Origin of the sequence: Cupriavidus sp. L7L, from assembly GCF_004353535.1 — a bacterium.
GTDB lineage: Bacteria > Pseudomonadota > Gammaproteobacteria > Burkholderiales > Burkholderiaceae > Cupriavidus > Cupriavidus oxalaticus_A.
Map to the genome: position 1 here is coordinate 1 of NZ_SMNY01000016.1, position 21,516 is coordinate 21,516.

Genomic DNA, 21,516 nt, shown 5'->3' on the forward strand with positions numbered 1-21,516 from the left:
AACCGCTTGAGCAACTCCTTGGCGCGCCGATCCCGCCGCGGATCACCTAGATCCAGGCTCTCAAATTCCTCGTCCACCCATGCCCCCGACTCGTTGCCCATCGCTGCTAAAAACTCGACAGTAAACGCGAGTCAGGCGAAGTTAACAACCCCTTACCTCGAAATTTCCACGGCCTCAGGCTCCATGCCCCACGGTGGAGACGGTACTACTTCTGTATAAGGAGATGCACTAAAGGGGGTGGCACCTTAAATTCGGACGGTGCAAGTCGATAAAAAACACAGCGAAGCACAACTGATTCGAGCTGGACTTTCAAAAGCTGGCTGTTTTCCCCGAGATTTTGAGTCCTTATGACGCTCGACATCGGCATATGCTTCGTACCGAAGATCGCTGCACCAGTTCGTTTCCGTGACATCTGCACCTACCGTGTAAGTTGAAGTGGCTGCCGCGATCACCGGGGCCGCAACACCACTTCGTAGGGCAACAATGAAAAAGAAAGAAGAAGAAAGTCGCGAATTCAATCTTGTCGATCCCAAATCGCCAAACGCTTTGCGAGAACTGGTGACCCAGCAACTGGGGCACTTTATCGACGCCGGCGCCATCGGACGCATCGTGCAGGCAGCGCAGGAGATCGAACTCTCCCGCAAACGCATCCTGGCCGAACACACCGCCATCGGGTCTCGGCTTTTCCAGATCTACCACGCCATCCTGACGTGCGTGCAAAAGCGATTGGGCGACACGCCGCGCGCTCGCCAGGAAGCCGATGACAGTCTGTACGCGCTCGCCGTCAAGGGCATGCGCATCTCACGCGCCTCCGCCATCAAGTATCTCCAAGCTTTTCACCATTTCTCGGAGAACCACGACGCTCTGACGTTCCTGAATCTCGGCGAGTTGACGATTCTCAAACGTTCGGACATCACCAACGAGGAAGTGCAGCGATTCATCGATGCCCGCAAGAACGACGAATCCTATTCCCGCAAGGAGATCAAGCCCTATATCGAGTGGTCTCGACGCACGCACCAGGAGCTCAATCACGTCATGGCCACGCTGGAAGCCGCAGAAGAGCAACTGAATGAGAGCTTGGAGCGCCAGCGTGATCTCGAATCCCAGATGCGCCACATGCGTGAGCAAATGAACTCTGCAGACGCACTGAATGCGACGCAGAAAGAGCAGTTGGATCGCACGGCCGGGGCACTATCGTCTCAGACGCACGCCGTGGAAAGCCTGCAGCACTCCATTACACGACTGACGGAAGAACGACAGACCCTGCAGAAGGCCTTGGCCGACTCAAAGATTCGAGAAGTGGTGAAGGAGGTGAAAGTCGAGGTCGTTCCGCCTGAATACAAGACCCTCGCCGACGCCGTCATCAGCGAAAGCAGCAAGCTGGATGCCACCCAATCGAAAGTCAAGGAAGCTGAGCGGCGACTCGCGGAGGTCACCGCCCAACTTGAGCAACACCAGGCAAAGGAGTCTGACTCAAGAAGTCTGGCACTCCGCATCGACGGCCTGAAAGCCGATCTTGATGATGCGCTCGCCAAGCTTCGAAGCTCTGTCAAAGCAATCAAGGTGAAGGAACATGGCGCCGCGCTGCTTTCCTTGCGCCGCAGTGCGGAGGCATTCCACAACGAACTGATCGCCATCACCGGAGCCTGACATGCAATCCACACCTATCCGCTCCATCTTTGAGCAGTTCGTTCTGCCAGCCTGGGTGCGAGATCGTGTGCTTACCGCGAATCTCCGGATCAGCAACTACGTCCTGAACACAGTCTCGGTGCATCCGACGCTGGAGGATGTTTTCAGGGTCTCCAGCGGCAATCTTCGCTCCCTTCGTGAAGATATCGGCCAGTCTTCGAAGGTATTGGGGACGCCATTTTTTGCCTATGCACCCACGCTCACGACCGTGGAAGACTGGCGCTCCTTCATTGAGGGCAGGATGCCGACGGTCACGATGGATCGTCTCAAAACAATGGTGCCTCACAATCTATCCGTGGTGGACAGATTGGCACTCGAGCATACGAACCGTTCGTACATCAACGCCGTATACGACCTCCTGAACATGTCGGTGTTGGCCGCACCGCTGATCGGCATCTCCAACGAACTGGCGGCGTACCTGCGTTCTGTTCCACAGCACGAACTCGACGTGGCCATGACGGAACGCCTGATACCGCTTTTCCATTGGCGCTTTGCCGATGAGATGTTCTGGCTGGAGATCCACACAGGCCGCCTCTCGCGTGAAATGATAGCCCACTACCTGATGGAGACCTCGCCGCTTCGCTCGGACCGGTTGCCCCACTCTGGCGTATGGGGCAAGTTCCGCCTGGAGACGTTCGAGCGCGACGCTCTGTTCGAAGCGTTTCTGTCCTTTAGCTGTCGCGCCATGAGCGTTTGTTCACTGTTCAATACCAGCATTGAGCATGCGAGGAAGACCTACCAACGGATACACGGAAAGTCCTCTCCATCGGGCCAACCTCCTGCGTCGCTAATGTGGTATCTCGACTCCCCGCAGCGTCGCGTCCAGGCGACCTTCCAGATTTGGCTGTTTCGTTCCGCGATGGCCGGGGACATTTCAACACCGGAGAGCTTCGTCGCAACGCTTGACATCCATCGCGCCTTCTTTGCTGATGATTGCAAAATACCGGCCGAGCGATCGCTGCATCTGGCCCGATCGATGTCGATGACTGAAGAACTTGCGGTTTGGTCCTGCCGGAAGTGCGGGACTCCATATCTCGCATCGAATTCCTCCGCCAAGATCGAGCTCTCTCAGTCGTTCCTCTGCCCTTGCTGCAACGGGACGTTGACACCCTCGCGTGGCGGGCGCCGGAACTGAGCCGATGTGGAACTTCGTCTTCATTGCAGCGTGCTGCGCGGGCCCGGTTTGGGCAACCGGCAGCGCGCCACCGCCCGCCCAGTCGGCCGAGGCGCCCGCAGCCGTTTTGCCCCGGATGAAGGTGTCCGACCCAACTTACACCCAGGGGACTGGACATCTCGCGCTCTTCGACGGCGTAAACACCTTGCGTCAGAAGTTTGGCGTCGGGCTGCTGGCTCAGGACATTGCGCTCGACGCTGCTGCACAGGCACACGCCGTCTATCTCAGCGCGCACAGTGTGGCCCAGCACGATCAAACGGCAGGCTCTGAGCATTTCTACGAGGCCACGCCTCTGCTGCGCGCACAGAAGGCCGGAGTCGGCGAGACCCAGTGGATCGCAGAAGTCGTGGGCGCGGCCAGAGGGCAGAACGACAGCGAGATTGGCATCGGCTGCGTCGACCAGTGGTATCACACTGTCTACCACCTGCAATCCCTCGTGACCAACCAGGAGTCGATCGGAATTGGGTTCAGTGAAACAGGTCCATTGGGCTTGAACCATTGCGTCGTGGATTTCGGTACGAGCACTGCCACGCAGCCAAGCCCTACTCCCAACGGCGTGCCCTATGGGGGCGGACAGCAGTTTGATGCTGAAACTTTCGTGACTGTCCCGGCGGACGGCGACATCGGTGTGCAGCGCGGATTCAACTTCGCCGGCGAGTCGCCAAATCCCGCGCCAGACCTGCCTACGCCAGGCCGGCCTTTGATGGTCTATGCGAACGGCGCGCTCGCCGAGGTACTGTCCGTAACAGCCTTCAAGCTTGTAGCCAGCAATGGCGCCGAGGTTCCTGCTCGCGTCTTGGTGTCCCCAGCCGCGAAGGCGGATGGTTCTGATGGTGTTGCCGACGAGTACCTACGCAACAACGCGGCCTTCCTTCTTCCCCTCTCGCCCTTGGCTGACCGCGAGACATACACGGCTTCATTTTCCGGCACTCGGGCAGGCAAGCCTGTGAGCATTTCATGGACCTTCAGGACCGCAGCGCCCACCACCACGGTCTTGCGATAACCCGCTCTTCCTAGCAGAAGGGGCTGTGTAGCGTCATAACAGGAGATTGAGATGGAATGGATCACGATTGCGATAGCTTTTGCTTTGCCCACATACCTCTCGTTCAAGTGGGCGAGGCAGGAGGGTCGCTGGGCCTGGCCATGGGCGATCGCTTGCATGGTCTTCTCGTACATTGGCTTGCTCGCATTCGTGCTGACTCGGAAAGACCTGCCAACGGTGAGCGAGTATGCGCGGAAGTATCCGGCTTGTGTTACTGATCGCGGCAGGTCGTGCTATCGCTGCGGATCTCGAAGCATTCGCCTCTGGCGCGAGCAGCCCTTCATCGCCGTACACCAATGGCACATCTGCAATAGTTGCGGAACATCGCTCTACCGCTCGCGGTAAAGGGCCTGGACAAAGGTCATTCTGAAAATCAAGTCGATAGTTATGACACCCCACTTTCCGGGGGTCAAACTCGGCTCCTATTCGTCGTCTAGGTGTTGGTCGCCTTCGTGTAGTCTCACGTCCGGCCGGGGATCGCGGGCACTTGACTTTGCACACCGATGGGTAAGTTAAAAGTATCGGTCGATCCCCGGCCGGTCAAAGTCAGAGGAAGAAAAAAAATGCAAAACTCCAAACTCGCTCTCTCGGTGCTGGCCACTGCCGTGACGCTCGCTCTTGCCGCATGTGGTGGTGGCGGCGATGACGGTGGTTCCAAGAACCCAACCACGCCAACGGCCCCGCAAGAGCCGAAGTCGGTACCGCCCGCCACCAGCGCACCCACTCCGACCTATCCCAGCGCGGATCTGCGTCTTGCGGCCTTCAATGCCCTCAACGATTTCCGGGTCAAGATGGGCGTCGGCGCACTCAAGCAGGATGACAAGCTCGATACTGCGGCAGGTAACCACTTGGCATATATGAAGGCCAATAGCACCACCGGCCACCTGGAAGTCGTAGGAAACACCGGATTCACCGGCGCCAACCCCTATGATCAGGTAGTGGCGGCTGGCGGCAACAAGAATCAGTGGATCGGCCAGGTTGCGAGTGGCTCGATGGATTGCCTCGGTGACTTCCAGAATTCGGTGTATCACCTGCAGGCCATCACTGGTAATCAAGAAACCGCTGGCTACGCCGTGCGCGATGGCTACTGCGTGATCAACTTTGGTGTCGTGACTGGCGCCAATGGAAGCGGCTACGGTCTGCCGCAATGGGGCGGGCAGCAGATGAGCAGCAATGCCTTTGCCTACAGCCCGGTGGACAATGAGAACGTCTATGGTGGATTCACACCGGCAAGCGAATCGCCCAATCCGGCGCCGGACCTGACCTTGGCAGGACACCCGATAATGTTCCGCGTGCCGGCTCCGGATGCCAATGACGTGCTGACCGTTTCGAGCTTCACGCTAACCGGCCCTGGCGGTGCTTCGATCCCGGTGCGTGTGCTGGTCCCTTCAAAGGCGAAGCCGGGTTCTATGGGCAGCGCTATCGAAGACGTGAATGTCTATGCTGGCGTAGCGTTCATGCTGCCGACGCAGAAGCTGGTAGCCGGCACCTATACCGCCACCTTCAGCGGTGCGCGTAACGGCTCGGTGATCAGCAAGTCGTGGAGCTTCACGGCGTACTGAGCCCCACTCTCAGCGCAACAAAAAAATCCCGCCGCCGAGGCGGGGTTTTTCTTTTGCTACGGCTACAAAGCAGCAGACAAGGCAGGCTATATTGCCTTTGCACTATCTGAGACAGACCTCAGTTATTTCCAACCCAAAGTTATTTCCGTTGCTAAGGTAGCTTTGCTTGCTGGCACCATAGCGATACGCAGTCGCGTTGATGGCGGCATTCACCATGCTATAAAAGTCCGTCCGGTCAATATAGCCTGTCCACATTTTGGAAGCGACAGTGCTGCCATTCCAAACAATTGAATAGCCCTTGCCTTCACAGCCCCCATCCGCTGTACATTGACCCATATCGCCGACTGCGATGTAGTACCTAAACGGGTCCCACATGCACGCCGGAGGCGGCGGCGGTGGCGGCGGATCAGCAAAGCCACAGGTTGGCAGGCCGTTCTTCATTCTCCAAATCCGTCCCCCCTGGCAATCTGCGACCGTCATCGGCGGCGCCGGAAACGAGTACAACTGCGCATTGGCTGCTGTGACGCAGGTCGCAAGTGCGCACGCGACAATCGAGTATTTCATCTCTCTTGATACTCCCCTAGAACGTACAGCCTGTCGTGACCGTGCCAACAAGTTGTCCGCCAAGCGCCCCCGTATCATTGCCGCCATACCAAGCCGCGGGAGAAATGGCGCTCGCTTGCGCGTACCAAACAGTGCCCCAGTCGTTTATTGAGAAGAACGTGCCCTGGATCGGCGGCATCACATTGCCCGTGATGTTGACCATTTCCTGCTTTGGCGTGTAGAGGGCCCATGCGGTGCCGCCAGGGCAGTTGTCCTTTCCAAATGTCATGCCATCGGTCACGTTCTCGTACTTCCGAGTGATGGTCATGTTTCCAAGTGCATTGGTGAGTGCGATATACCGGTTGCCCTTGCAGATATAGCCCTGGTTTATCGCACTCGTTGCGATCTGGTTATTGATGCCGCACCACAAGCCTTCGTAGATATTCGCCACCGCCGTTCCAACCGACTGCCAGATGCCACCTGAGCAGATCACATGCCCTGTTCCTGTAGTGCTTCTTCGGGTCGAGGTATCCACACCGCACGCAGTGCCGGGCGCACCAGTGCTCGTCAGGTAGGTATCGCCACCGCTGGTAAAAGCGGTTGTGGCCGTGACGCGACCGGCGTTGTTGACGTCGTTCCCTGCCATATCAATCGAGGTCTGCATCCGATTCAGTTCTGGATGGCCAGGAACCTGTACCCGATATAGATAGCCGTTGTTGGCCTGCGCCCCGGTAAAGGCCAGCAACGAAGCGAGCCGGCCGCTGCCGGGGTTCGAATAGTTGGCAAGCGGCACCTGCCATGCCCCATAAGCGCCATAGGCCCAGGTAGCCACCATCGTCGGATCGCCGTTTTGCCCAGCGTAGGGGACGAAGCCACCCTGCGCGCCAGCTTGCGCAGCGATCTGCACGAGCTGGCGTGTGTCCGTGATGGCTCGCCCGCCCTGCGAGGTGACGAGCGCCTGCAAATTGTTCGGCGTCGGCTGCAAGACCTGAAGCAGCCAGGTCTGACCGAACACGTTGGTCGACGAGAACCGCGCCGGCAGGTAGCCGCCGTTAATCAACATGGCCGGGGTAACGTTGACCGGCACGCTCGGAGTTGCCTGCGCGACCAGTGTCGCAGCTTCATCCTGCACGAACTGCAGGGCCGCCTTGTCAAAAACAAGCATCTGGCTCGCCGCAGCAGCGGTCTGCACATTAGTGACACCCGCCTTTGCCCACGTCACAAAGCCGGCAAAGCTCAGAGTCGAGAGCATCAGTGCGATGAGATATCCGAGTATGGCTTCCATGCGATCTTCAGGTGTTCAGCTGGACCCAATGCACCAGCGCCCCAGCGGGAATGGTCGAAGGCACGCTGTAAGCGTTGCCGGTGGAGAGGTTGATGGCCGTACCCTGGCTACGGACCCGAAACCACGCGAGACTACCTTGCGTGCTCCCAAGCAGCGCTGCGCCAGCGCCGGAGGAACCCCGGACGTAGCCATACACGTCGCGCCCGCCACCCGGGTTGGCTACGGCCATGCAGCCCGCGCCAGTCGGCGCCACCATCCCGGACGGCAGCAATGGGACCAGGCTCGCGCTAACCAGGCCGGGCGTTGCGTCGGCGGTCGAGATGCACGCCGCCCCATAGGCCTGCGCCTGCTGCGCAGTCACCGTTGCGACGACTTCCATGCGGCCGGCAACGCCCGCCCCCGGCGCTGCTTGTGACAACTGCCAGCTTTGCGCCACGATGCCAAGGCTGAACAGGACCGTCGCGATCGGCAAGAAGAGATAGCCCATAGCCTTCTCCTCAGAATGTGGCGACAGCGCCGGAGATCACTGGAACGTGAGCGTGAAGGTGGCAGTCGCACTGCACGCGGCGCCGGCAGTCGCCTGATCCGGGAGGTTCGCTTGCGTGAACGTGGTGGTGCCGACGGCCAGCGAGACGTAGTCCTTGAGGCCCATGGCTGCACTCACACACTGCTTCGCAGTTTGCGCATTGCCTCCGCCGAATCGGACAACGCCTTGCGACCCAGCGCTTGCCGCAGACAACGTGACCGCGTTGCCCCACGGGTCCAGGAGCGTGGTGCCCCGCACCATGTCGGAGGGGAACATCCCTCCGGTGATCATTGCCGGAATGTTTGCGGTGGTGAAGTTCGTGTAACCGTTGCTTCCCTGAGAGAAGCCCGCACGCGCGTTCGTGATTAGCTGCGAGAGGTTGGTGGCGACAACGCTCGCTTTATGGTTCTGGAAACCGTTGTAGCCGGCATAGGCAATACCAGCGAGCGCCAGCAGGCCCAGCACGATGGCGACAATCCGCCCAAGAATCCCATCCATGTCAATCCCCCAGATAATGCACGCCCTGATTTGCGACGCCTCACCATCGTGGACGCGGTACCGATGGTGAAGCGTGGTTTCCGATGCTTGCTTACTGGAAGGTGAGGGTGAAGGTCGCCGTGGCGCTGCAGGCCGCACCCGCGGTGGCCTGGTCGGGCAGGTTGGCCTGGTTGAACGTCGTCGAGCCGACAGCCAGCGTCACATAGTCCTTGAGACCAAGAGCCGTGCTGACGCACTGCTTCGCCGTCTGGGCGTTACCGCCGCCGAAGGTGATCACACCCTGCGATCCGCTATTGGCCGACGCGAGTGTGACCGCGTTGCCCCAGGAGTCAATCAGCGTGGTGCCGCGCACCATGTCGGAGGGAAACATACCGCTCGTGATCATCGATGCGACGTTTGCCGTCGTGAAGTTTGTATAGCCGTTGTTGCCCTGGGAGAAGCCAGCGCGTGCGTTCGTGATCAGCTGCGAAATATTGGTGGCCACTACGCTGGCCTTATGGCTCTGAAAGCCGTTGTAGCCCGCATAGGCAATCCCAGCCAGTGCGAGAAGGCCCAAGACGATAGCGACGATGCGCCCGAGAATGCCATCCATGTGAAGCTCCTAATGTGTATGAATACGGTGGTTGTTAGAACTGGCCCATCGAGGACGTGAGGATCGATGAGAGTGAGTTCGAGCCTAGCTGAAGCACAACAAAAGCAAGGAACATCAGGCCGGTGAAGACCGCCGACATCGCCATCCCCTTGGCGAGCAACTGGCGTTCGATCAGCTGGGCGTTCTGCCGCACGGCAACCGTGATCTTTTCGGTGAAGTCGTCAAAGCCCGCATACGCGCCGATCTCGTCGATGAGGTCCAGCGACGGGAAGCCGTTCCCCGACTGCCGCATGGCTTCCGCCAGGTCCAGGCCGTCGGCCAATCCGAGGCGAATCGGCCTCAGACGCGAGGCCAGCCATGGCGACGCGGATCCGATCTGTGCCTCCAGCGCGGCGATGTCCGGGACCTTGGCCCGCAAAAGCGCCACGAACGACATCGCCCAGGTGAAACCGGTGATTTCGCGATACGCCGTGAACGGGAACACGTGCTGGTCGCAGAATCGCCGCCCAGCCCCGCTCCACCGCGGCAGCGCCCACCAACTCCAGATGGCATAAACGCCGAGACTCCCGAAGATCACCGGTGCCGGCCATCCCACGGCCAACTGGCCCATCCAGTACATGGCGTAGGCCCAATCGGTCCATTTCTCGATCGGCAGGATGTCGAGGAACTGCGGCACGATGTAGCCGCCGATCACCAGCAGGACTGCATACAGGCAGACCAGATACACCGTGGGCGCAAAGAAGCTGGCTTGCAGCTTCTGGCGCAGGCGCGTGGTCAGCTCGCGCACGTCCAGCACCAGCCGCATGGCGTCCGGCAACTGCCCGGCCTTCTCCCCGGCGTCCAGCACGCTGCGTTCCAGATCGCTGAGGCTCGCCCCCATCGCCGCCATGAGCGTCTTACCATCGCGCACCTGGCGCCCGACCTCATGCGCAGCCTCGGCGGCGCGCTTGCGCCCTCGCCTGTCCTGCCGCTCCCGGAAGTCCTCAATGACTTGCGCGAGGGTCAGCCCGTTTTCCAGTTGGCTCGACGCCTGCTGATACAGGCGTCGGCGCATGGCCCAAGACAATCCGCTCATACGTCCTCCCGCATCGGAATCGCGTCAACACTTCGCTCGGCGTCGACTGGGCTCAGACGGCCGGCCAGCACGAGATCCATGGCGTGCGCGATCATGGGCTTGTCCGAACCCTCCCGGGCCCGATGATTGCGCCGCGCATCCGATACCCCGTCGTTGATGCAGTCCTGCATCAGCTTCTCGCTGGTCACAACCACCTCGGCAACCGCCTGTTGACCAATGATTCCTTCGCCGTGGCAGTGACCGCATCCGGCCCCGCGAACGCGCGCCTCGGACAGATCCCCCCACGATCGCATCGCCTTGAGCATGTAGTCCGGCAGCGGCTCCGGCGCCTTGTCGAGGGTGACCGAGCATTTCGGGCAGAGCAGTGGCACGATCCGCTGCGCAATCAGGCCAATGATCTGCGTGTGATTGGCGATCACCTCCATCGCCAGACGAACGTGGTCCAACATCACCAGTCGGGAGAACGTCTCGAACGGGTCGGTCACGTGGAGCGTCGTGAGCACCTGGTGCCCGGTTGCCGCGGCCTGCAGCGTCGCGATCGCTTCTTCGACGCCCCGGATTTCGCCCAGCAGCACCGCATCCGGGTCCATCCGCAGCGTCATGCGCAGCATCTCCGGGAATCGCTCGCTTTCCGTGGTGAGCTGGATCGCCCAATCCATCGGGTACTCGGTCGGATTCTCGATCGTGACGAGCCGCTTCTCGGGGAACAGGCGTGCCTGATGCCGCGTGCACTCAAAGAGAGTCGTGGTCTTGCCGCTACCGGTCGGGCCTGTCACGACGATCACGCCCATGGGTCGGCGCAGCAGCTGCGAGATGAGTTCCACCTGCAACGGCGTGTAGCCCATCTGGCCCAGCTTGAATTCACCGCCCGGCGCCTTCGGCGTGCGTAGGTCGAGCCGTTTGGCTGCATCGAAAGCATCCGCCTTCAGTGCGCCTTCGTGGTGCTCCCGGTATTGCAGCCGCGCAACGAGGAAGCCGCCGCCGCTCTCCACCGGGTAGGCCGGTCCCCTGACGATCCGCACACTGGACAGCCCTGTACCCGGCAGCGCGTCGCCGGCGATCTGGGCGTCCTGCACGTCCAGCGGGTTGTAGGTGGCCGCCTTCACCGTGGCGAGGCCGGTGTACATGGCGCGGATCAGGCGTTCCCCCTCCTCGCGCCGCATCGACAGGGCCGACACCGTGCGCAGATCACCCTTGATACGTACCTGAATCTCGGTGTGGTGCTCACGAACCAGGATGTGAATGTCGGAGGCGACCAGCACCGCGCAGTCCGCGATCAACCGGCGCGCGAGGGTCAGTGTCTGCAGGTCGGTGTCCTGCTGCTGGCCGGCGCCGCGCTGCTGACGCAGCACGGCAAGCTCCTGCGCAGACACCTTGCGCAGTTGGGGCGCGGCGCCAGCGCGGCGCAGTCTGGCTTCCCAGGTCAGAAGACGCGGCGTGCCGAAATGCCGCGCATCGACGTAAATGTCGCAGCCGTGCACCGCCAGCACTTGCTGCACGTTGTCATCGGTCAGGCCCAGCTCCTTGGCGACATCCTCCACGTGCAGGCCGCTTTCCGCGACGCGTTGACGAAGCGCTGCCGCCTGGTCGGCCGTCAGATGGTCGAGGTTGCAGGCAACACGGTCGAAGGTGGCGGGCAGGTTGCGGGGATAGAGGATATGGGGCTCAAGCACCTCGGGAGGCTTCGGTAACGCCAGCGCATCCGACTTTACCGACGGCTCGGCCCGCGTCGCGAATGCGGTGCCTCGTGCCGACTCACTGCGTGGACTGCGCCACAGACGATTGATCGTCGCAATCATTGTTGACTCCCGGCGGGTGACACTGCGCCATCTCGCATTGCGTACAACTTTCCGGTTCCTTTCCATGCCTGGGCGGCCGCTTCGTAGCTGACTTCCGTCAGTCGCAGACCCGCTACGGCGTCCAACCCCTCCCCCAAGCCCAACCAGGGCGGTGCACCGAAACCGATGTCCGCGGTCATCGCGAGCCACGGATCAACCGGCGTGTTGCCGTCGGCCGGAAGCAGCGGAGGCGGCGAGGTGAGCTGCAAGCCCACACCGGTACCCTGTGCATACGTCCACATGGAACGCTGCGCCTCGGCAGGCCGATTGACCGCGCCCGACGAAGGCAGGAATACCGCAGGCGCGTTCGCGGTCGCCGACGCCTGATTGCCGTCCGCGGAAAGCGCACCTGGAGCGTTGGCGGCCAAGCCGCCCTCCCGCTTCCAGGTCGTTTCGATCGTCAGGGCGGTCGACGTGGCCGGCTTGCAGCGCCAGCTGGCAAGCGTCCAGCCCGCATCCGCGAGAGCCTGGCGATCCCACGCGCGGCGGCACGCCTGCAGGAAAGCTGTCGGCGTAGCTTCCTCAACCCAAGGTACCGCCCGCTGCCGAGCCGCCTCATTGGCACGCTGCGCGGCAGCAACCGCGCGCTGGCGCATCAATTGCGCCTCGCGCTCTGCTTCCTGCTGCTGGTCGTACCAGTACCAGCCACCTGCGAGCAGGGCCGCCACGCCGGCCACTGCGGCAACCGTGTAGGAAGTCGACTTCCAAGGGCCGGTCAGGACGTCTCGCATGGGCGCCACGCCCTTTGACGCACGCGCCATGTTCGCGAGATCCCGTACTGTCCCTTCGACTTCCGTCCAGTCCCCCAGGGCACGATGCCGCTCGCGGACCGGTGCAAGCTCCTCAAGGGTGCCCACCCGATCGCCGCCGGCAATGACGGCGTGGCCCTGACGGACAGCGATATACCAGTAGAGGCTGCCCTGCAGATGGAAGAGTCCTCTCCACGGCTGGCGGTGCTGGCCGGCCACAATCGCGGCGAGCGGCTTCAGCCCGGCCGGCTTCACACCGGCGATTGCTTCGCAGAACCCCGTCTGGAGGGCACCTTCCGCGCTTTCATGCACGACGCCCCAGCGCACGTTGCGGCCAAGCTCCGCCGCCCGCGCGCGCAGGATGCCCTTGCTCGGCTGGGCTTCCTCGTGTTGCCAGGTCAGCCCGATGGCAAAGCCACCCTTTAGTCCCGGGAATGACAGGATCTCAGCCATCGCTCACGGCCTCAGCGTGCGCACGCGCTTGCCGTTGGCGAGCTTGACCCCGCCGTCGTCAATGCTCACAACCTTCCAGCCGCCGTCCAGCGTGTCGCCCGCCTGGACCGGCACTGTGCGGCCGCTGACATCCACAACCGCGTTGAAGTGACCATCGAACGCGCGCAACGACACCAGCCGGGGCGCTTCCGGCGCGAGCCGCGGTGCTCGCTCTCCGACGCCGCCCGTCGGCATTGGGCCGCCCAGCGAAACAGACGGCACGCCGGCTCCTGGCGCCGCCCCGGGAGGAGCGGCGACTAGGGAATCCTCGGCGCGCTTCACTTCCGCCTTGAACTTGGCGATCTCGGCGCGTGCCTTCCACAAGGCCAGTTGGGACTGCAACGCAGCAAGTTCCGGTGCGTCGGTGGGGCGCGTCGGCTGTGCCATCTCCACCGGGGGCGTGCTGGCCGATGTGGCAGCCACCGCCTGCACCGCCTGGCCGGTGCCCGGTTGCGACGTCACTGAGCCGCCGCCCGCCGATGCAATCGCCGCTGCAACAGGGTTCGACATCGTCGACGCCGCATTGGCAGGAACGATCACCGAGAAGCCGACGGTAGCGGCGATGGCCAGCGCGGCCGGGGTCCAACGAAGATTGAATGCGCGATTCTGCATGGAGGTCTCTCTGTTACAGCAAGCGGGCCGAGATCATGATGGCGATGACCGTGTCTCCCCTGAGGGCACCAACCCCGCCGCCGAGCGCAGCCATCCAGGGTTCACCCACGCCGTTGTTGGTCGAGGACGCCTTCTGGTTGCGCAGGCCAGTGAGTACAAGAGATTCACCGGGCTTGAGGGTGATCGACTGTGTGAACCGGTTGGTTGGCATGGTGCGCAGCTGCACGCTGGTCTGGTTCGCATCGCCGCCCGAGTTGAATCGCTGCAGCGGCAGCAGATCCGATAGCGTCATGTCGAAATTCATCAGGATCCGGCCATCGACAACCTTCGGCAGGAAATTGCTGGTGAAGCCATAGGTCACTGTTCCGGTCTGGATGGAACTGGTGGAACCCACGTTGGCAGCGAGCGTCGTTTGCGACTGCGCGACATAGTCCTGCAGCGTAGCGGTCTGCAGGGCGAGCACCTTGCCGTTCTGCGTCACGCCCGAGCGCGATACCACCTGCGACACATTGCCGAGCGTCGAAAGCGCCTGCACCACGGCCTTGCTGCCGGCGAACGGGCCGCTCATGATCGTCGCACCCAGGTTCATGGGAGTGGCGCTGCCTGAGATCGTTGGCGTGCTGACGGAACTGAACGAGACGTCGGGCTTACCGCTGGCGCTTTGGTAGGCAAGCGACAGATTCAGGCCAAAATTGTCCTCGCGTGTCACGCGAACCTCGTAGACCTGTACGTCGATGGCGACCTGCTTGCCATACATCGCCACGAGGCTCTTGACGAACTGCTCAATGCGGTCGCACTGCACGGGGTCGCCAGTGACCGTCAGGGTGCCAAGATTCTTGTCGACAACGACCTCGGCGCTAGCGCCAGCGACTGCCTTCGCGGTCGCCTGCAGCGTTTCCCAGGGCTTCATCTCGGTCGACATCGTCATGGACTGGCCACTTCGTCCCGCCCCGCTTCCACCAGACCCATTGCCGCCGGCGCCAGCCGTACCGCCGGAACTGCTGTCCGACGTGGTGATCGATCCATTCATGGAGGACGAATCCGCGAGGCTCGGCAGCATGAAGATCCGCGTCTCCGTCCTGAAGAACGAAACCGTGCCGTCGTTGTAGCGGGACCAGACCCCAAAATGCGCCTCCACGGCATCCAGGAAGCCCTTGAAGCTGCCTTCGTACCTGAGGGCCAAGGGCACGGTCATCGCCATACCAGCACCCTGCCCCGAGGCAGACGTACCGGCCAGCGAGGTGGCCAGGTCCACGCGCGGCGTGCCACCCATCGGGATCGGGCCGGTCGGCCGTGCCGCGGCGCCCGGTTGCGTCGGCGCCGTACCGGACACAGCGGACGCAGCGGATGCAACGGCGGAGGCGTCTACCGTCGCACGCACACCGATACTCTGTGCGATCCAGCTCGCCGCTTCGGTCAACGAGCCGAGCGTTCCCCTGAACACAACATGCTTGTTGTAAATGTCCGGTTGCGGCTTGCTGGCGCGGATCTTCTCCCCCATCAGCCAGGCGCCTTCATGCACCCGAAACACCGGGCGGCTGCGAGGCACATCGGCGTAGAGCGCGTGTGCGTCGCCGCCGATGGCGTTCTGCAAGTTGCGCGTCTCCATCACGCCGCAGCCGGAAAGCAGCGTTGCAGCCGCCACGGTGGCCGCCGTGTAGCGCGCCGTCTTCCTCTTCATTTGCATCATCACTGAACCATCCCGTTTTGGCTGATAATCACCGTGCGATTGCCGCGCCAGCTATCGCCCACCACGTCCGCACCGTTGTTGGCAAGTTCTTCGACCACGCGCTTGACGGCGCTTTCGAAGTCACTTCCGTAGTCCTTGTCGCCGGGCACAATCCAGCCGTCCGGGACATTCCACGTGACGGTCCAACCGGCCCGATTCGCCCAGTTCTGAAGCTGCTGTTGCAGCGCCTCCCCTTTGACAAGGCGGAAAACGGCACCAGCCGCCGGCGCTACGCTCGGCACTGCCGGCGTGCTCGCCTTGGTCGGTGCCGCGGCGACCACGGAGGGAGTATTCGCAGCCAGCATGGTCGGGTTGGCGGCAGCCTTGGCCGCACGAAGCGGCTGCAGGTGCTGCCAGCCGTCGTTGGAGAGTTGCGAGGCGTGCGCCGCTGGCACAAGGATCAGGCCGCTCAGCAACGACGCTGCGGCGGCTGCAATGCGGGTGGTTCGGTTGAGTTGGCACATAGCTATGCGTTCGATAGAGGTGAAGGAACTACCGCAAGGCGGCGCGCTGCAGCGCCTGCCACCGCGCATGAATCTGGTTGGCGTAGCGCAATTGCTTGTCGGGTGAGGAGGCGTTGTAGGCCCCGACTGCTTTCCACGTTGGCCCGAAGCGCTGGATGTTCTCGCGCAGAATCCACGCGCCGACGTAGGCGTTGATGCATCCATCAAACAGGTGGGCGCGCGTGATGCCGTACCGTCCCAGCCGCGGCAGGTGGATCGAGTTGATCTGCATGAGGCCAATATCTTCCGAGCCGTTGGCATTGCGGTTCGTGACCCAAGGACGCATGCCGGACTCCTGCATGGCGATGCTGCGCAGCAGAGACGGGCTTACGCCGTGAAACACCGCGGCATCGCCCAGGCAGTCGGCATGGGCAGCGCCGGTCAGCAAGGCCATGCAGACGACCCCGATCGCACCGATCCTCACAGCGCCACCTTTCCAGGCTGCTCTTTGAATCGGACCTGCGGCACGCGATCTACGTAGACCACACTCCCATCCGCGATCACGGTCAGGCGCGCGGCGATGCCGTTGAACTTGTAGTACCGGTCCTTGAGTTCGCCGTTGCGCTGGTGTTCATCGCCGAACACCGACACGCTCACCAGCGACTTGCCAAAGCTGAGATAGGTCGCACCGTCCTTTTCGAAGACCATTTCCAGACCGGCGCCGTTCTGGTTCGGGAACTCATAGTCGATCTCCGGGGTGCGCGTCACGTCGACGGACTTCCCATCCGCCGTCGCCGTGAACCGATCGACTGTGGCAAATGACAGCACGCGCTGGGCCTCGTCCCACCTCGTCCAGATCTTGTTGTCGGATGCGTCGCGCAACACCAGGTCCTTGGGCTCCTGCTCGAACCGAATCTCGATGCGGCCCTGTTTCGTGTCCCGGATCGCCATGGCACCGAATGCCGATGCCAGCGTCGGGCCGTCAGGCAGCGGCGTCCCGGCTACCGGCGTTACCGCATCTGCAGGGGCAGCAGGCAACGTGGCAGGGGAAGCAGCCAACGTGTCAGCTGTCGTGGCAGCGGCCAGAAGCTTTCCGTCAGGAGTTGCGGCTGCCCCGCCACCCTCGACCACGGCGAAGCTCTTCGGTGGACCGGCGCGCAGCGCGATGTTGCGGCGGCTGAAATCCACCTCGCCGTAGAGGTTACGCTCCTCCAGCACGCGGCCGAGCGCCTGTAGCCAGTTCTCCCCGCCGCGTGTTTCGAGGGTCACCTCTTCGGTCAAGGGGATGTCCTTCTGCGCGGTGCCGCTCCAGCCTGCCGGCGCAATCGACTTCACCAATTGCGCGAGCGGCAGGTTGGAGCGGCCGGCGCGCACCAGCGGCTGGCTGGCATAGCTGCCGATTAGTGCGAGCCGCCCGGAGGTTGCGGCGGGGCTGCGGGCGATATCGCCCACTGGAATATTTGGCTCGGACGTGAAGCCGTTTGCTCGCTTCCAGCGCGCCACCACGCTCTGGCCGTTCACGTTGTAGCGCACGACGTCGGGCACGCCCTCGATCACCCAGTATGGGCCGCTCTGGATGGCGCCATCTGCCTGCACCGCCTGGCCATGCCGCGGCTGGATGTAGGTCGACAGGCCATCGTTGAACACCATGGCGGGGCGATCAGCGGCGCGGGCGACGACCTGATAGTCGAAGTCCAGCGGGTCGGTGTCGGCCCCCATGGCGTTCGTCGCCACCAGTGCAAATGCGGAAAGGATCAGCGGCCTAATCATTGGAATTGCGCGACGTGTTTCATGAATCGGGAGAAGTACGGCCCACCGCGCTCCGGGTTCGCGCTGTGGTACCACGCCACCGCCTTCATGGCGGAACCGCTGCGTTGCAGGTTCTCGGTCAGAATGTCCTCCGCCACGCGGATATTCGTCGCCGGCGCTAGCGCCTCCCATGGCGAAGTGAACCGTTTTCCGTGGTAGCACCAGTTCACCTGCATCAGGCCGACATCGAAATCGCAGCGCTGATTAGCGAGCAGCCGATTGATGGCCGCATACGCTTCCTCGCGCGTCGAGAAGAACATGCCGCGTCCAGCAACGTTGAGCGTCCAGGGCCAGGGGCGGCCGCGATAGGACGACTCATTCATGGCAATGCCCGCTGTAATCTTGGGATCCACACGGCTTCCCATCTGCGCGAACGGCTCTGTCTTCGGAGCACACGCCCAACCGCCGCGTCGCTCGGCCAGCGCTTCCTGCGCGGCATCATTCAGTGCGGGCGGACGCAGCCAACCCTCGCGCACGAACAGAGTGGCGATCGGTACGGCCTTGCCGCCTAGCGTGACGACTGGGCCAGCTTCCACACCGGGGTCGATCTGCGCACCGAGCAAACGCGCCGACCACCCGAGGAAGGCTTCCAGTCCGCAGTACAGGACCGGCTTGCCTTCGAGGGTGTGCACACGCGCCTGCCCGTCCACCTTCACCACGATCGCGTTCGGGCCAATGACCGCGTCGATCGTTGCAGCGTGCGCGGCTAGCGATGCGACGGCGCAGACGAGGAATGCTGCATACCGCCTAGTCACGATAGGCCTCCAGCACGATGTCATGCTTGACCTGGACCATCATCTTTTGCCCCGGCTCGGTCGTGATGGTCGGACGGATATTCTGGTTGCGGTTAAGGATGGTCTGTGCCGTTTGCGTGGCAATTTGACCGGCGGCGTTTCCATAGGCAACCAGGCCGGCGGGCCCGACGGTGGTCGTCGTCGGGTTATCGTTGAAACGAAGCGAGAGCGCGCCGATGATCAGCGCCCCACTGAAGATCTTCAGGAAGTGGTTATTGACATCGCCGCTATTACCGGCGGTTCCATCCGGATCGGCACCCTGCATCCCCAGGAGCGGCACGGTCTTGCCGTTGGGCAGTTGCATGCGCACGAATGCGGTGAGAATGCGCTCCTGCCCGACGGCGATGTCGGCGCTATACATGCCGACCAGCGTGCTGCCGGCAGGGATGACCTTGCAAGTACCCTGCACGGTGTCATAGATGTCCTGGGATACGGTGGCGCGGAACTCGCCGGGCTTGTCCGAGTTGAGGCCCCCCGCAAACACTGCCGGGATGACGAAGCCTCGGCTGACCGTGCATTTGGGCAACTTGCCATCGAAACCGGTCCGCAAGGTGCTCATGCTCCCGGCGTCGCGCAGGAACTGCCGGTCACCGGAGCCTGGCTGTGGCGTCGCGTTGTCTTGTGCGAGTGCGGCCGCATTTGCGGCGCCCTGGCGTGCAGCCACCGCTTGCTGAATCGCGCGCATATGCTCAGGGTCCGAGACATCGGCGATGCCGGCTGGCAATCGCCCTTGATTCAGTTGAGACTTGCGCGCGCCCGACTTGAACACCGGTGCCGTGAAGAGATCATCCTCCTCGTTCTTCTTGGCATCCACCGAAGGAGACGCTTTCGCACCCCCAGTCAGATCAGCGGCGGTCAGTACCGGCTTCTTGGTGTCCGGCGCGATGGCTTCCTTGCGCTGCTTGTCGGCTTCCTCGCGGGCCTTGTCCGCCTGTGCGCGAATCGCCGCCTCAAGGCTTCGTCCATTGTCAGCGTTGCCCGCGCGCTGCTTGATCTGATCGGCACGCGCCTGTTCAGCCTTCGCTTCCAGCTGCTCGTCCGTGATGGTCTGGAAGTAGTAGCCCAGCGCGCCAACCAGCACCGCCGTGATGCCACCGAGGGCGAACATGACGTTTCGGGGCAATTTCCCCTTCACCGCACGGACTTGCGCATCGCTCACGGAAGCTGCGCTCGGATCCATTTTCGAGGCGCGCATCAGAACAATCCCAGTACACGACGACGGCCCCGCTCGATCTTGATCTCATCGTCACCGGAGCGCAGGACGACGGTATCGGCGAGGCGCTGGACCACCAGATAGCCGCCGCGGCGGATCTGATTGACCACCACGAAGTCGCTGCCATCCTTCACCAGTGCGACCGGCCAGCTCTGCAGCGCGGCGGCCGACAACCGCAGCCATAGTGCCTTGCCGTCATCGAAGGCGGTCTCGGGCTTGAAGCTGGCGGTGCCAGAAATGGAATACTCGAAGTTCAACTGGTCCGGCGCCACAGCGACGGCGTCTGGGTTGCGCGCTTCGGTCCCGGCCGACCTGGCATCGTCCCCTTGCTCGCCGCGCGCACCGTTGCGCGCCTTCACCTTGGCCGAGATGGAGGTCGGAATACGGAAGCGCACTTTCTGGTAAAAGATGCCGCCCAGCGGCGAGGACACCAGCGTGAACTCGTAGCTGCGCTTGTTCGTGTTCACCGACAGGGTATTGACGAGGCCTGGCGCTTGCGGCTTCACATAGAGATGATTGGCGCCATCCGTGTCGTAATCCCAACGCACGTTCTCACCCCAAGCCGGGTCGCCAACGATCTGCTCATCGTCCGGGAACTCGATCGTCGTGACTTTCAGGGGCGCGCTCAGCACGCGGAAGATCTGATCGCGGTTGTACGTGAATACGACCAGGCGCGAATCACCCGGCAACGCGATAGGCTCGACACCGCCATTGAACGGATTGGCCGGGTTCATGGCGTCGCTCAGGTCGCCGATGCCAAGGCCGGCGACGCCTGCGCCGAGGCGGCGCCCAGTCTTTTCCGCCGCGTTGCCATCGGGGATGGAGAGCAACAGTGACAGGCCAAGGGCGATGGCCAGCGGGAGAAGTCGGGAGGGGGTACGCGCTTCCATGGGCATAGGCGCGGCTCAGGCCGCGGATTTCTGGATGGAGAAGAAGATCGGGAAGACACCAAACGGATTCGTACCGAGCATCGCTTCCTTGTCCGCCGGCTTGACCTGATAGCGGAACGTAATCGCGTACCGCTGCTTGCGCGGCTTGTACCCATCCTCGGTTGTCGTGGTCACGAACTCGACCACCACCGTGCTGTCGGGCAGGCTTGCGATATTGGTGAACTTGGGTTCCCGGGTGAGTGTTGGCGCCGCCATCACCTGCCTAAACGGCTCGTCTTCATCCACCCATGCCTTGAACTGCTCCTTCGCCGAGCCCAGCATCTGCTCTCGCACCGAGCGCAGGTTCGCCGCCATGCGCGACGACTCGATCTGTGGCGTCAAAATGGGCTCGATGGTGAACCACCGCTGCACGAGATCCTTGAGAGCGGCCTGTACCTGTCGTTCATCCGGGTGGAAAGCGTCCAGTTCGCGCGTGATCGGCTTCCCGGTCGCGTCTGCCGAAACGCCAACGACCTTCACCACCGACGGCGGCGGCTCGCGGGTCAGAATGGCCGCAAGGGCAACACACGCAGCGCCGACAGTCGCCAGCTTCCAGTGGTTGCGGTCCACGGTAATGCGCGTGGTCCGATCGAAGATGACTTGCTCGGGACGCTCTTCGCCATACATGCCTGGCGCAACGGTCAGGGGCTTGGCTTTGTCGGTGGATCTGCGTAAGAAGCGCATGATGCGGCGGGACTTTTGGATGCCGCTAATTGAAACAGTGAATTGCCTTCCACCCGCCATCGAAAGCTGTGCCAATTTGCAGAGCTTTCCATTTTTCTTATCGCTGCACCTCAATTTGCGGGTCACACTGCCGTCGGGCAATGTCCGTTGCCCCGAATCCTCTCGTTGCGGAGCCCACCAAGGGTCAATCTACGAAAGCTCAGGATTTGACCGCGTGATTCGAAGCTTTAGGAAGGAA

The 21,516-nt window shown here is 62.4% G+C and carries 22 protein-coding genes; 4 read left to right on the forward strand and 18 right to left on the reverse strand.

What is annotated here, in order from left to right:
* A partial coding sequence (locus E1J61_RS16250) for a transposase DNA-binding-containing protein (RefSeq protein ID WP_133095080.1) occupies positions 1-101 on the reverse strand: 101 nt, incomplete at its 3' end.
* A 382-nt stretch (positions 102-483) separates the two neighbouring features.
* On the opposite strand from E1J61_RS16250, the gene E1J61_RS16255 reads away from it, so the two are divergent.
* The 4 genes from E1J61_RS16255 to E1J61_RS16275 all read left to right on the forward strand — a co-directional run bounded on the left by E1J61_RS16255 (position 484) and on the right by E1J61_RS16275 (position 5,467).
* Positions 484-1,650: a hypothetical protein gene (locus E1J61_RS16255; RefSeq protein WP_133095081.1), complete on the forward strand. Its 1,167-nt coding sequence runs from the start codon at positions 484-486 to the stop codon at positions 1,648-1,650.
* A gap of 1 nt (position 1,651) precedes the next feature.
* Positions 1,652-2,824: a FlhC family transcriptional regulator gene (locus E1J61_RS16260; RefSeq protein WP_133095082.1), complete on the forward strand. Its 1,173-nt coding sequence runs from the start codon at positions 1,652-1,654 to the stop codon at positions 2,822-2,824.
* Positions 2,825-2,828: 4 nt separating this feature from the next.
* Complete coding sequence (locus tag E1J61_RS16265; RefSeq protein ID WP_243736894.1) at positions 2,829-3,866, forward strand: CAP domain-containing protein; 1,038 nt, start codon at positions 2,829-2,831, stop codon at positions 3,864-3,866.
* A 602-nt stretch (positions 3,867-4,468) separates the two neighbouring features.
* On the forward strand, positions 4,469-5,467 hold the full coding sequence (locus E1J61_RS16275; RefSeq protein WP_133095084.1) for a CAP domain-containing protein: 999 nt from the start codon (positions 4,469-4,471) through the stop codon (positions 5,465-5,467).
* A gap of 102 nt (positions 5,468-5,569) precedes the next feature.
* Here E1J61_RS16275 and E1J61_RS16280 read toward each other — a convergent pair whose 3' ends face one another.
* The 17 genes from E1J61_RS16280 to E1J61_RS16360 all read right to left on the reverse strand — a co-directional run bounded on the left by E1J61_RS16280 (position 5,570) and on the right by E1J61_RS16360 (position 21,278).
* Positions 5,570-5,908, reverse strand: coding sequence for a hypothetical protein (locus tag E1J61_RS16280; RefSeq protein ID WP_133095085.1), 339 nt, complete (start codon positions 5,906-5,908; stop codon positions 5,570-5,572).
* A 139-nt stretch (positions 5,909-6,047) separates the two neighbouring features.
* Positions 6,048-7,295: a shufflon system plasmid conjugative transfer pilus tip adhesin PilV gene (gene pilV, locus E1J61_RS16285; protein WP_133095086.1), complete on the reverse strand. Its 1,248-nt coding sequence runs from the start codon at positions 7,293-7,295 to the stop codon at positions 6,048-6,050.
* Between the two features lie 7 nt (positions 7,296-7,302).
* On the reverse strand, positions 7,303-7,782 hold the full coding sequence (locus E1J61_RS16290; protein ID WP_133095087.1) for a hypothetical protein: 480 nt from the start codon (positions 7,780-7,782) through the stop codon (positions 7,303-7,305).
* Positions 7,783-7,818: 36 nt separating this feature from the next.
* Positions 7,819-8,319, reverse strand: coding sequence for a prepilin type IV pili (locus tag E1J61_RS16295; protein WP_133095088.1), 501 nt, complete (start codon positions 8,317-8,319; stop codon positions 7,819-7,821).
* 91 nt (positions 8,320-8,410) lie between these two features.
* Positions 8,411-8,911, reverse strand: coding sequence for a prepilin type IV pili (locus tag E1J61_RS16300; RefSeq protein ID WP_133095089.1), 501 nt, complete (start codon positions 8,909-8,911; stop codon positions 8,411-8,413).
* 34 nt (positions 8,912-8,945) lie between these two features.
* Positions 8,946-9,965 carry a type II secretion system F family protein gene (locus E1J61_RS16305; RefSeq protein ID WP_243736895.1) on the reverse strand — a complete coding sequence of 340 codons (1,020 nt, stop codon included), beginning with the start codon at positions 9,963-9,965 and terminating at the stop codon, positions 8,946-8,948.
* A gap of 17 nt (positions 9,966-9,982) precedes the next feature.
* A complete protein-coding gene (locus tag E1J61_RS16310) occupies positions 9,983-11,785 on the reverse strand; it encodes a GspE/PulE family protein (protein ID WP_133095091.1) in 1,803 nt (600 codons plus the stop codon).
* Positions 11,782-13,026 carry a type 4b pilus protein PilO2 gene (pilO2, locus tag E1J61_RS16315; RefSeq protein WP_133095092.1) on the reverse strand — a complete coding sequence of 415 codons (1,245 nt, stop codon included), beginning with the start codon at positions 13,024-13,026 and terminating at the stop codon, positions 11,782-11,784. The genes E1J61_RS16310 and pilO2 overlap by 4 nt, the downstream gene beginning before the upstream one ends.
* 3 nt (positions 13,027-13,029) lie before the next feature.
* Entirely contained in the window at positions 13,030-13,677 is a 648-nt protein-coding gene (gene pilP / locus E1J61_RS16320) for a type IV pilus biogenesis protein PilP (RefSeq protein WP_243736896.1), read from the reverse strand.
* Between the two features lie 13 nt (positions 13,678-13,690).
* Positions 13,691-15,358 (reverse strand): type II secretion system protein GspD, encoded by a 1,668-nt coding sequence (locus tag E1J61_RS16325; protein ID WP_207951218.1) that lies wholly within the window; start codon positions 15,356-15,358, stop codon positions 13,691-13,693.
* Positions 15,359-15,366: 8 nt separating this feature from the next.
* A complete protein-coding gene (locus tag E1J61_RS16330; RefSeq protein ID WP_133095094.1) occupies positions 15,367-15,870 on the reverse strand; it encodes a toxin co-regulated pilus biosynthesis Q family protein in 504 nt (167 codons plus the stop codon).
* Positions 15,871-15,898: 28 nt separating this feature from the next.
* Positions 15,899-16,303, reverse strand: a complete 405-nt coding sequence (locus E1J61_RS16335; protein ID WP_133095095.1) for a lytic transglycosylase domain-containing protein — start codon at positions 16,301-16,303, stop codon at positions 15,899-15,901.
* Positions 16,304-16,329: 26 nt separating this feature from the next.
* Positions 16,330-17,619, reverse strand: a complete 1,290-nt coding sequence (locus E1J61_RS16340) for a TrbG/VirB9 family P-type conjugative transfer protein (RefSeq protein ID WP_133095096.1) — start codon at positions 17,617-17,619, stop codon at positions 16,330-16,332.
* Positions 17,616-18,413: a transglycosylase SLT domain-containing protein gene (locus E1J61_RS16345; RefSeq protein ID WP_133095097.1), complete on the reverse strand. Its 798-nt coding sequence runs from the start codon at positions 18,411-18,413 to the stop codon at positions 17,616-17,618. Before E1J61_RS16345 ends, E1J61_RS16340 begins: the two co-directional genes overlap by 4 nt.
* Positions 18,406-19,647: a TrbI/VirB10 family protein gene (locus tag E1J61_RS16350; protein ID WP_133095098.1), complete on the reverse strand. Its 1,242-nt coding sequence runs from the start codon at positions 19,645-19,647 to the stop codon at positions 18,406-18,408. The genes E1J61_RS16345 and E1J61_RS16350 overlap by 8 nt, the downstream gene beginning before the upstream one ends.
* Positions 19,647-20,555 (reverse strand): TrbG/VirB9 family P-type conjugative transfer protein, encoded by a 909-nt coding sequence (locus E1J61_RS16355; RefSeq protein WP_133095099.1) that lies wholly within the window; start codon positions 20,553-20,555, stop codon positions 19,647-19,649. The genes E1J61_RS16350 and E1J61_RS16355 overlap by 1 nt, the downstream gene beginning before the upstream one ends.
* Before the next feature lie 15 nt (positions 20,556-20,570).
* Complete coding sequence (locus E1J61_RS16360; RefSeq protein ID WP_133095128.1) at positions 20,571-21,278, reverse strand: VirB8/TrbF family protein; 708 nt, start codon at positions 21,276-21,278, stop codon at positions 20,571-20,573.
* Between the last annotated feature and the right edge of the window lie 238 nt (positions 21,279-21,516).

Coding starts and splice junctions, on each gene's coding strand:
- E1J61_RS16275 (WP_133095084.1), top strand. CDS start 4,469: ATGCAAAACTCCAAACTCGCTCTCTCGGTGCTGGCCACTGCCGTGACG.
- E1J61_RS16310 (WP_133095091.1), bottom strand. CDS start 11,785: ATGATTGCGACGATCAATCGTCTGTGGCGCAGTCCACGCAGTGAGTCG.
- E1J61_RS16305 (WP_243736895.1), bottom strand. CDS start 9,965: ATGCGCCGACGCCTGTATCAGCAGGCGTCGAGCCAACTGGAAAACGGG.
- pilP (WP_243736896.1), bottom strand. CDS start 13,677: ATGCAGAATCGCGCATTCAATCTTCGTTGGACCCCGGCCGCGCTGGCC.
- pilV (WP_133095086.1), bottom strand. CDS start 7,295: ATGGAAGCCATACTCGGATATCTCATCGCACTGATGCTCTCGACTCTG.
- pilO2 (WP_133095092.1), bottom strand. CDS start 13,026: ATGGCTGAGATCCTGTCATTCCCGGGACTAAAGGGTGGCTTTGCCATC.
- E1J61_RS16300 (WP_133095089.1), bottom strand. CDS start 8,911: ATGGATGGCATTCTCGGGCGCATCGTCGCTATCGTCTTGGGCCTTCTC.
- E1J61_RS16255 (WP_133095081.1), top strand. CDS start 484: ATGAAAAAGAAAGAAGAAGAAAGTCGCGAATTCAATCTTGTCGATCCC.
- E1J61_RS16295 (WP_133095088.1), bottom strand. CDS start 8,319: ATGGATGGGATTCTTGGGCGGATTGTCGCCATCGTGCTGGGCCTGCTG.
- E1J61_RS16340 (WP_133095096.1), bottom strand. CDS start 17,619: ATGATTAGGCCGCTGATCCTTTCCGCATTTGCACTGGTGGCGACGAAC.
- E1J61_RS16360 (WP_133095128.1), bottom strand. CDS start 21,278: ATGCGCTTCTTACGCAGATCCACCGACAAAGCCAAGCCCCTGACCGTT.
- E1J61_RS16355 (WP_133095099.1), bottom strand. CDS start 20,555: ATGGAAGCGCGTACCCCCTCCCGACTTCTCCCGCTGGCCATCGCCCTT.
- E1J61_RS16260 (WP_133095082.1), top strand. CDS start 1,652: ATGCAATCCACACCTATCCGCTCCATCTTTGAGCAGTTCGTTCTGCCA.
- E1J61_RS16265 (WP_243736894.1), top strand. CDS start 2,829: ATGTGGAACTTCGTCTTCATTGCAGCGTGCTGCGCGGGCCCGGTTTGG.
- E1J61_RS16330 (WP_133095094.1), bottom strand. CDS start 15,870: ATGTGCCAACTCAACCGAACCACCCGCATTGCAGCCGCCGCAGCGTCG.
- E1J61_RS16280 (WP_133095085.1), bottom strand. CDS start 5,908: ATGAAGAACGGCCTGCCAACCTGTGGCTTTGCTGATCCGCCGCCACCG.
- E1J61_RS16335 (WP_133095095.1), bottom strand. CDS start 16,303: ATGGCCTTGCTGACCGGCGCTGCCCATGCCGACTGCCTGGGCGATGCC.
- E1J61_RS16290 (WP_133095087.1), bottom strand. CDS start 7,782: ATGGGCTATCTCTTCTTGCCGATCGCGACGGTCCTGTTCAGCCTTGGC.
- E1J61_RS16350 (WP_133095098.1), bottom strand. CDS start 19,647: ATGCGCGCCTCGAAAATGGATCCGAGCGCAGCTTCCGTGAGCGATGCG.
- E1J61_RS16325 (WP_207951218.1), bottom strand. CDS start 15,358: ATGAAGAGGAAGACGGCGCGCTACACGGCGGCCACCGTGGCGGCTGCA.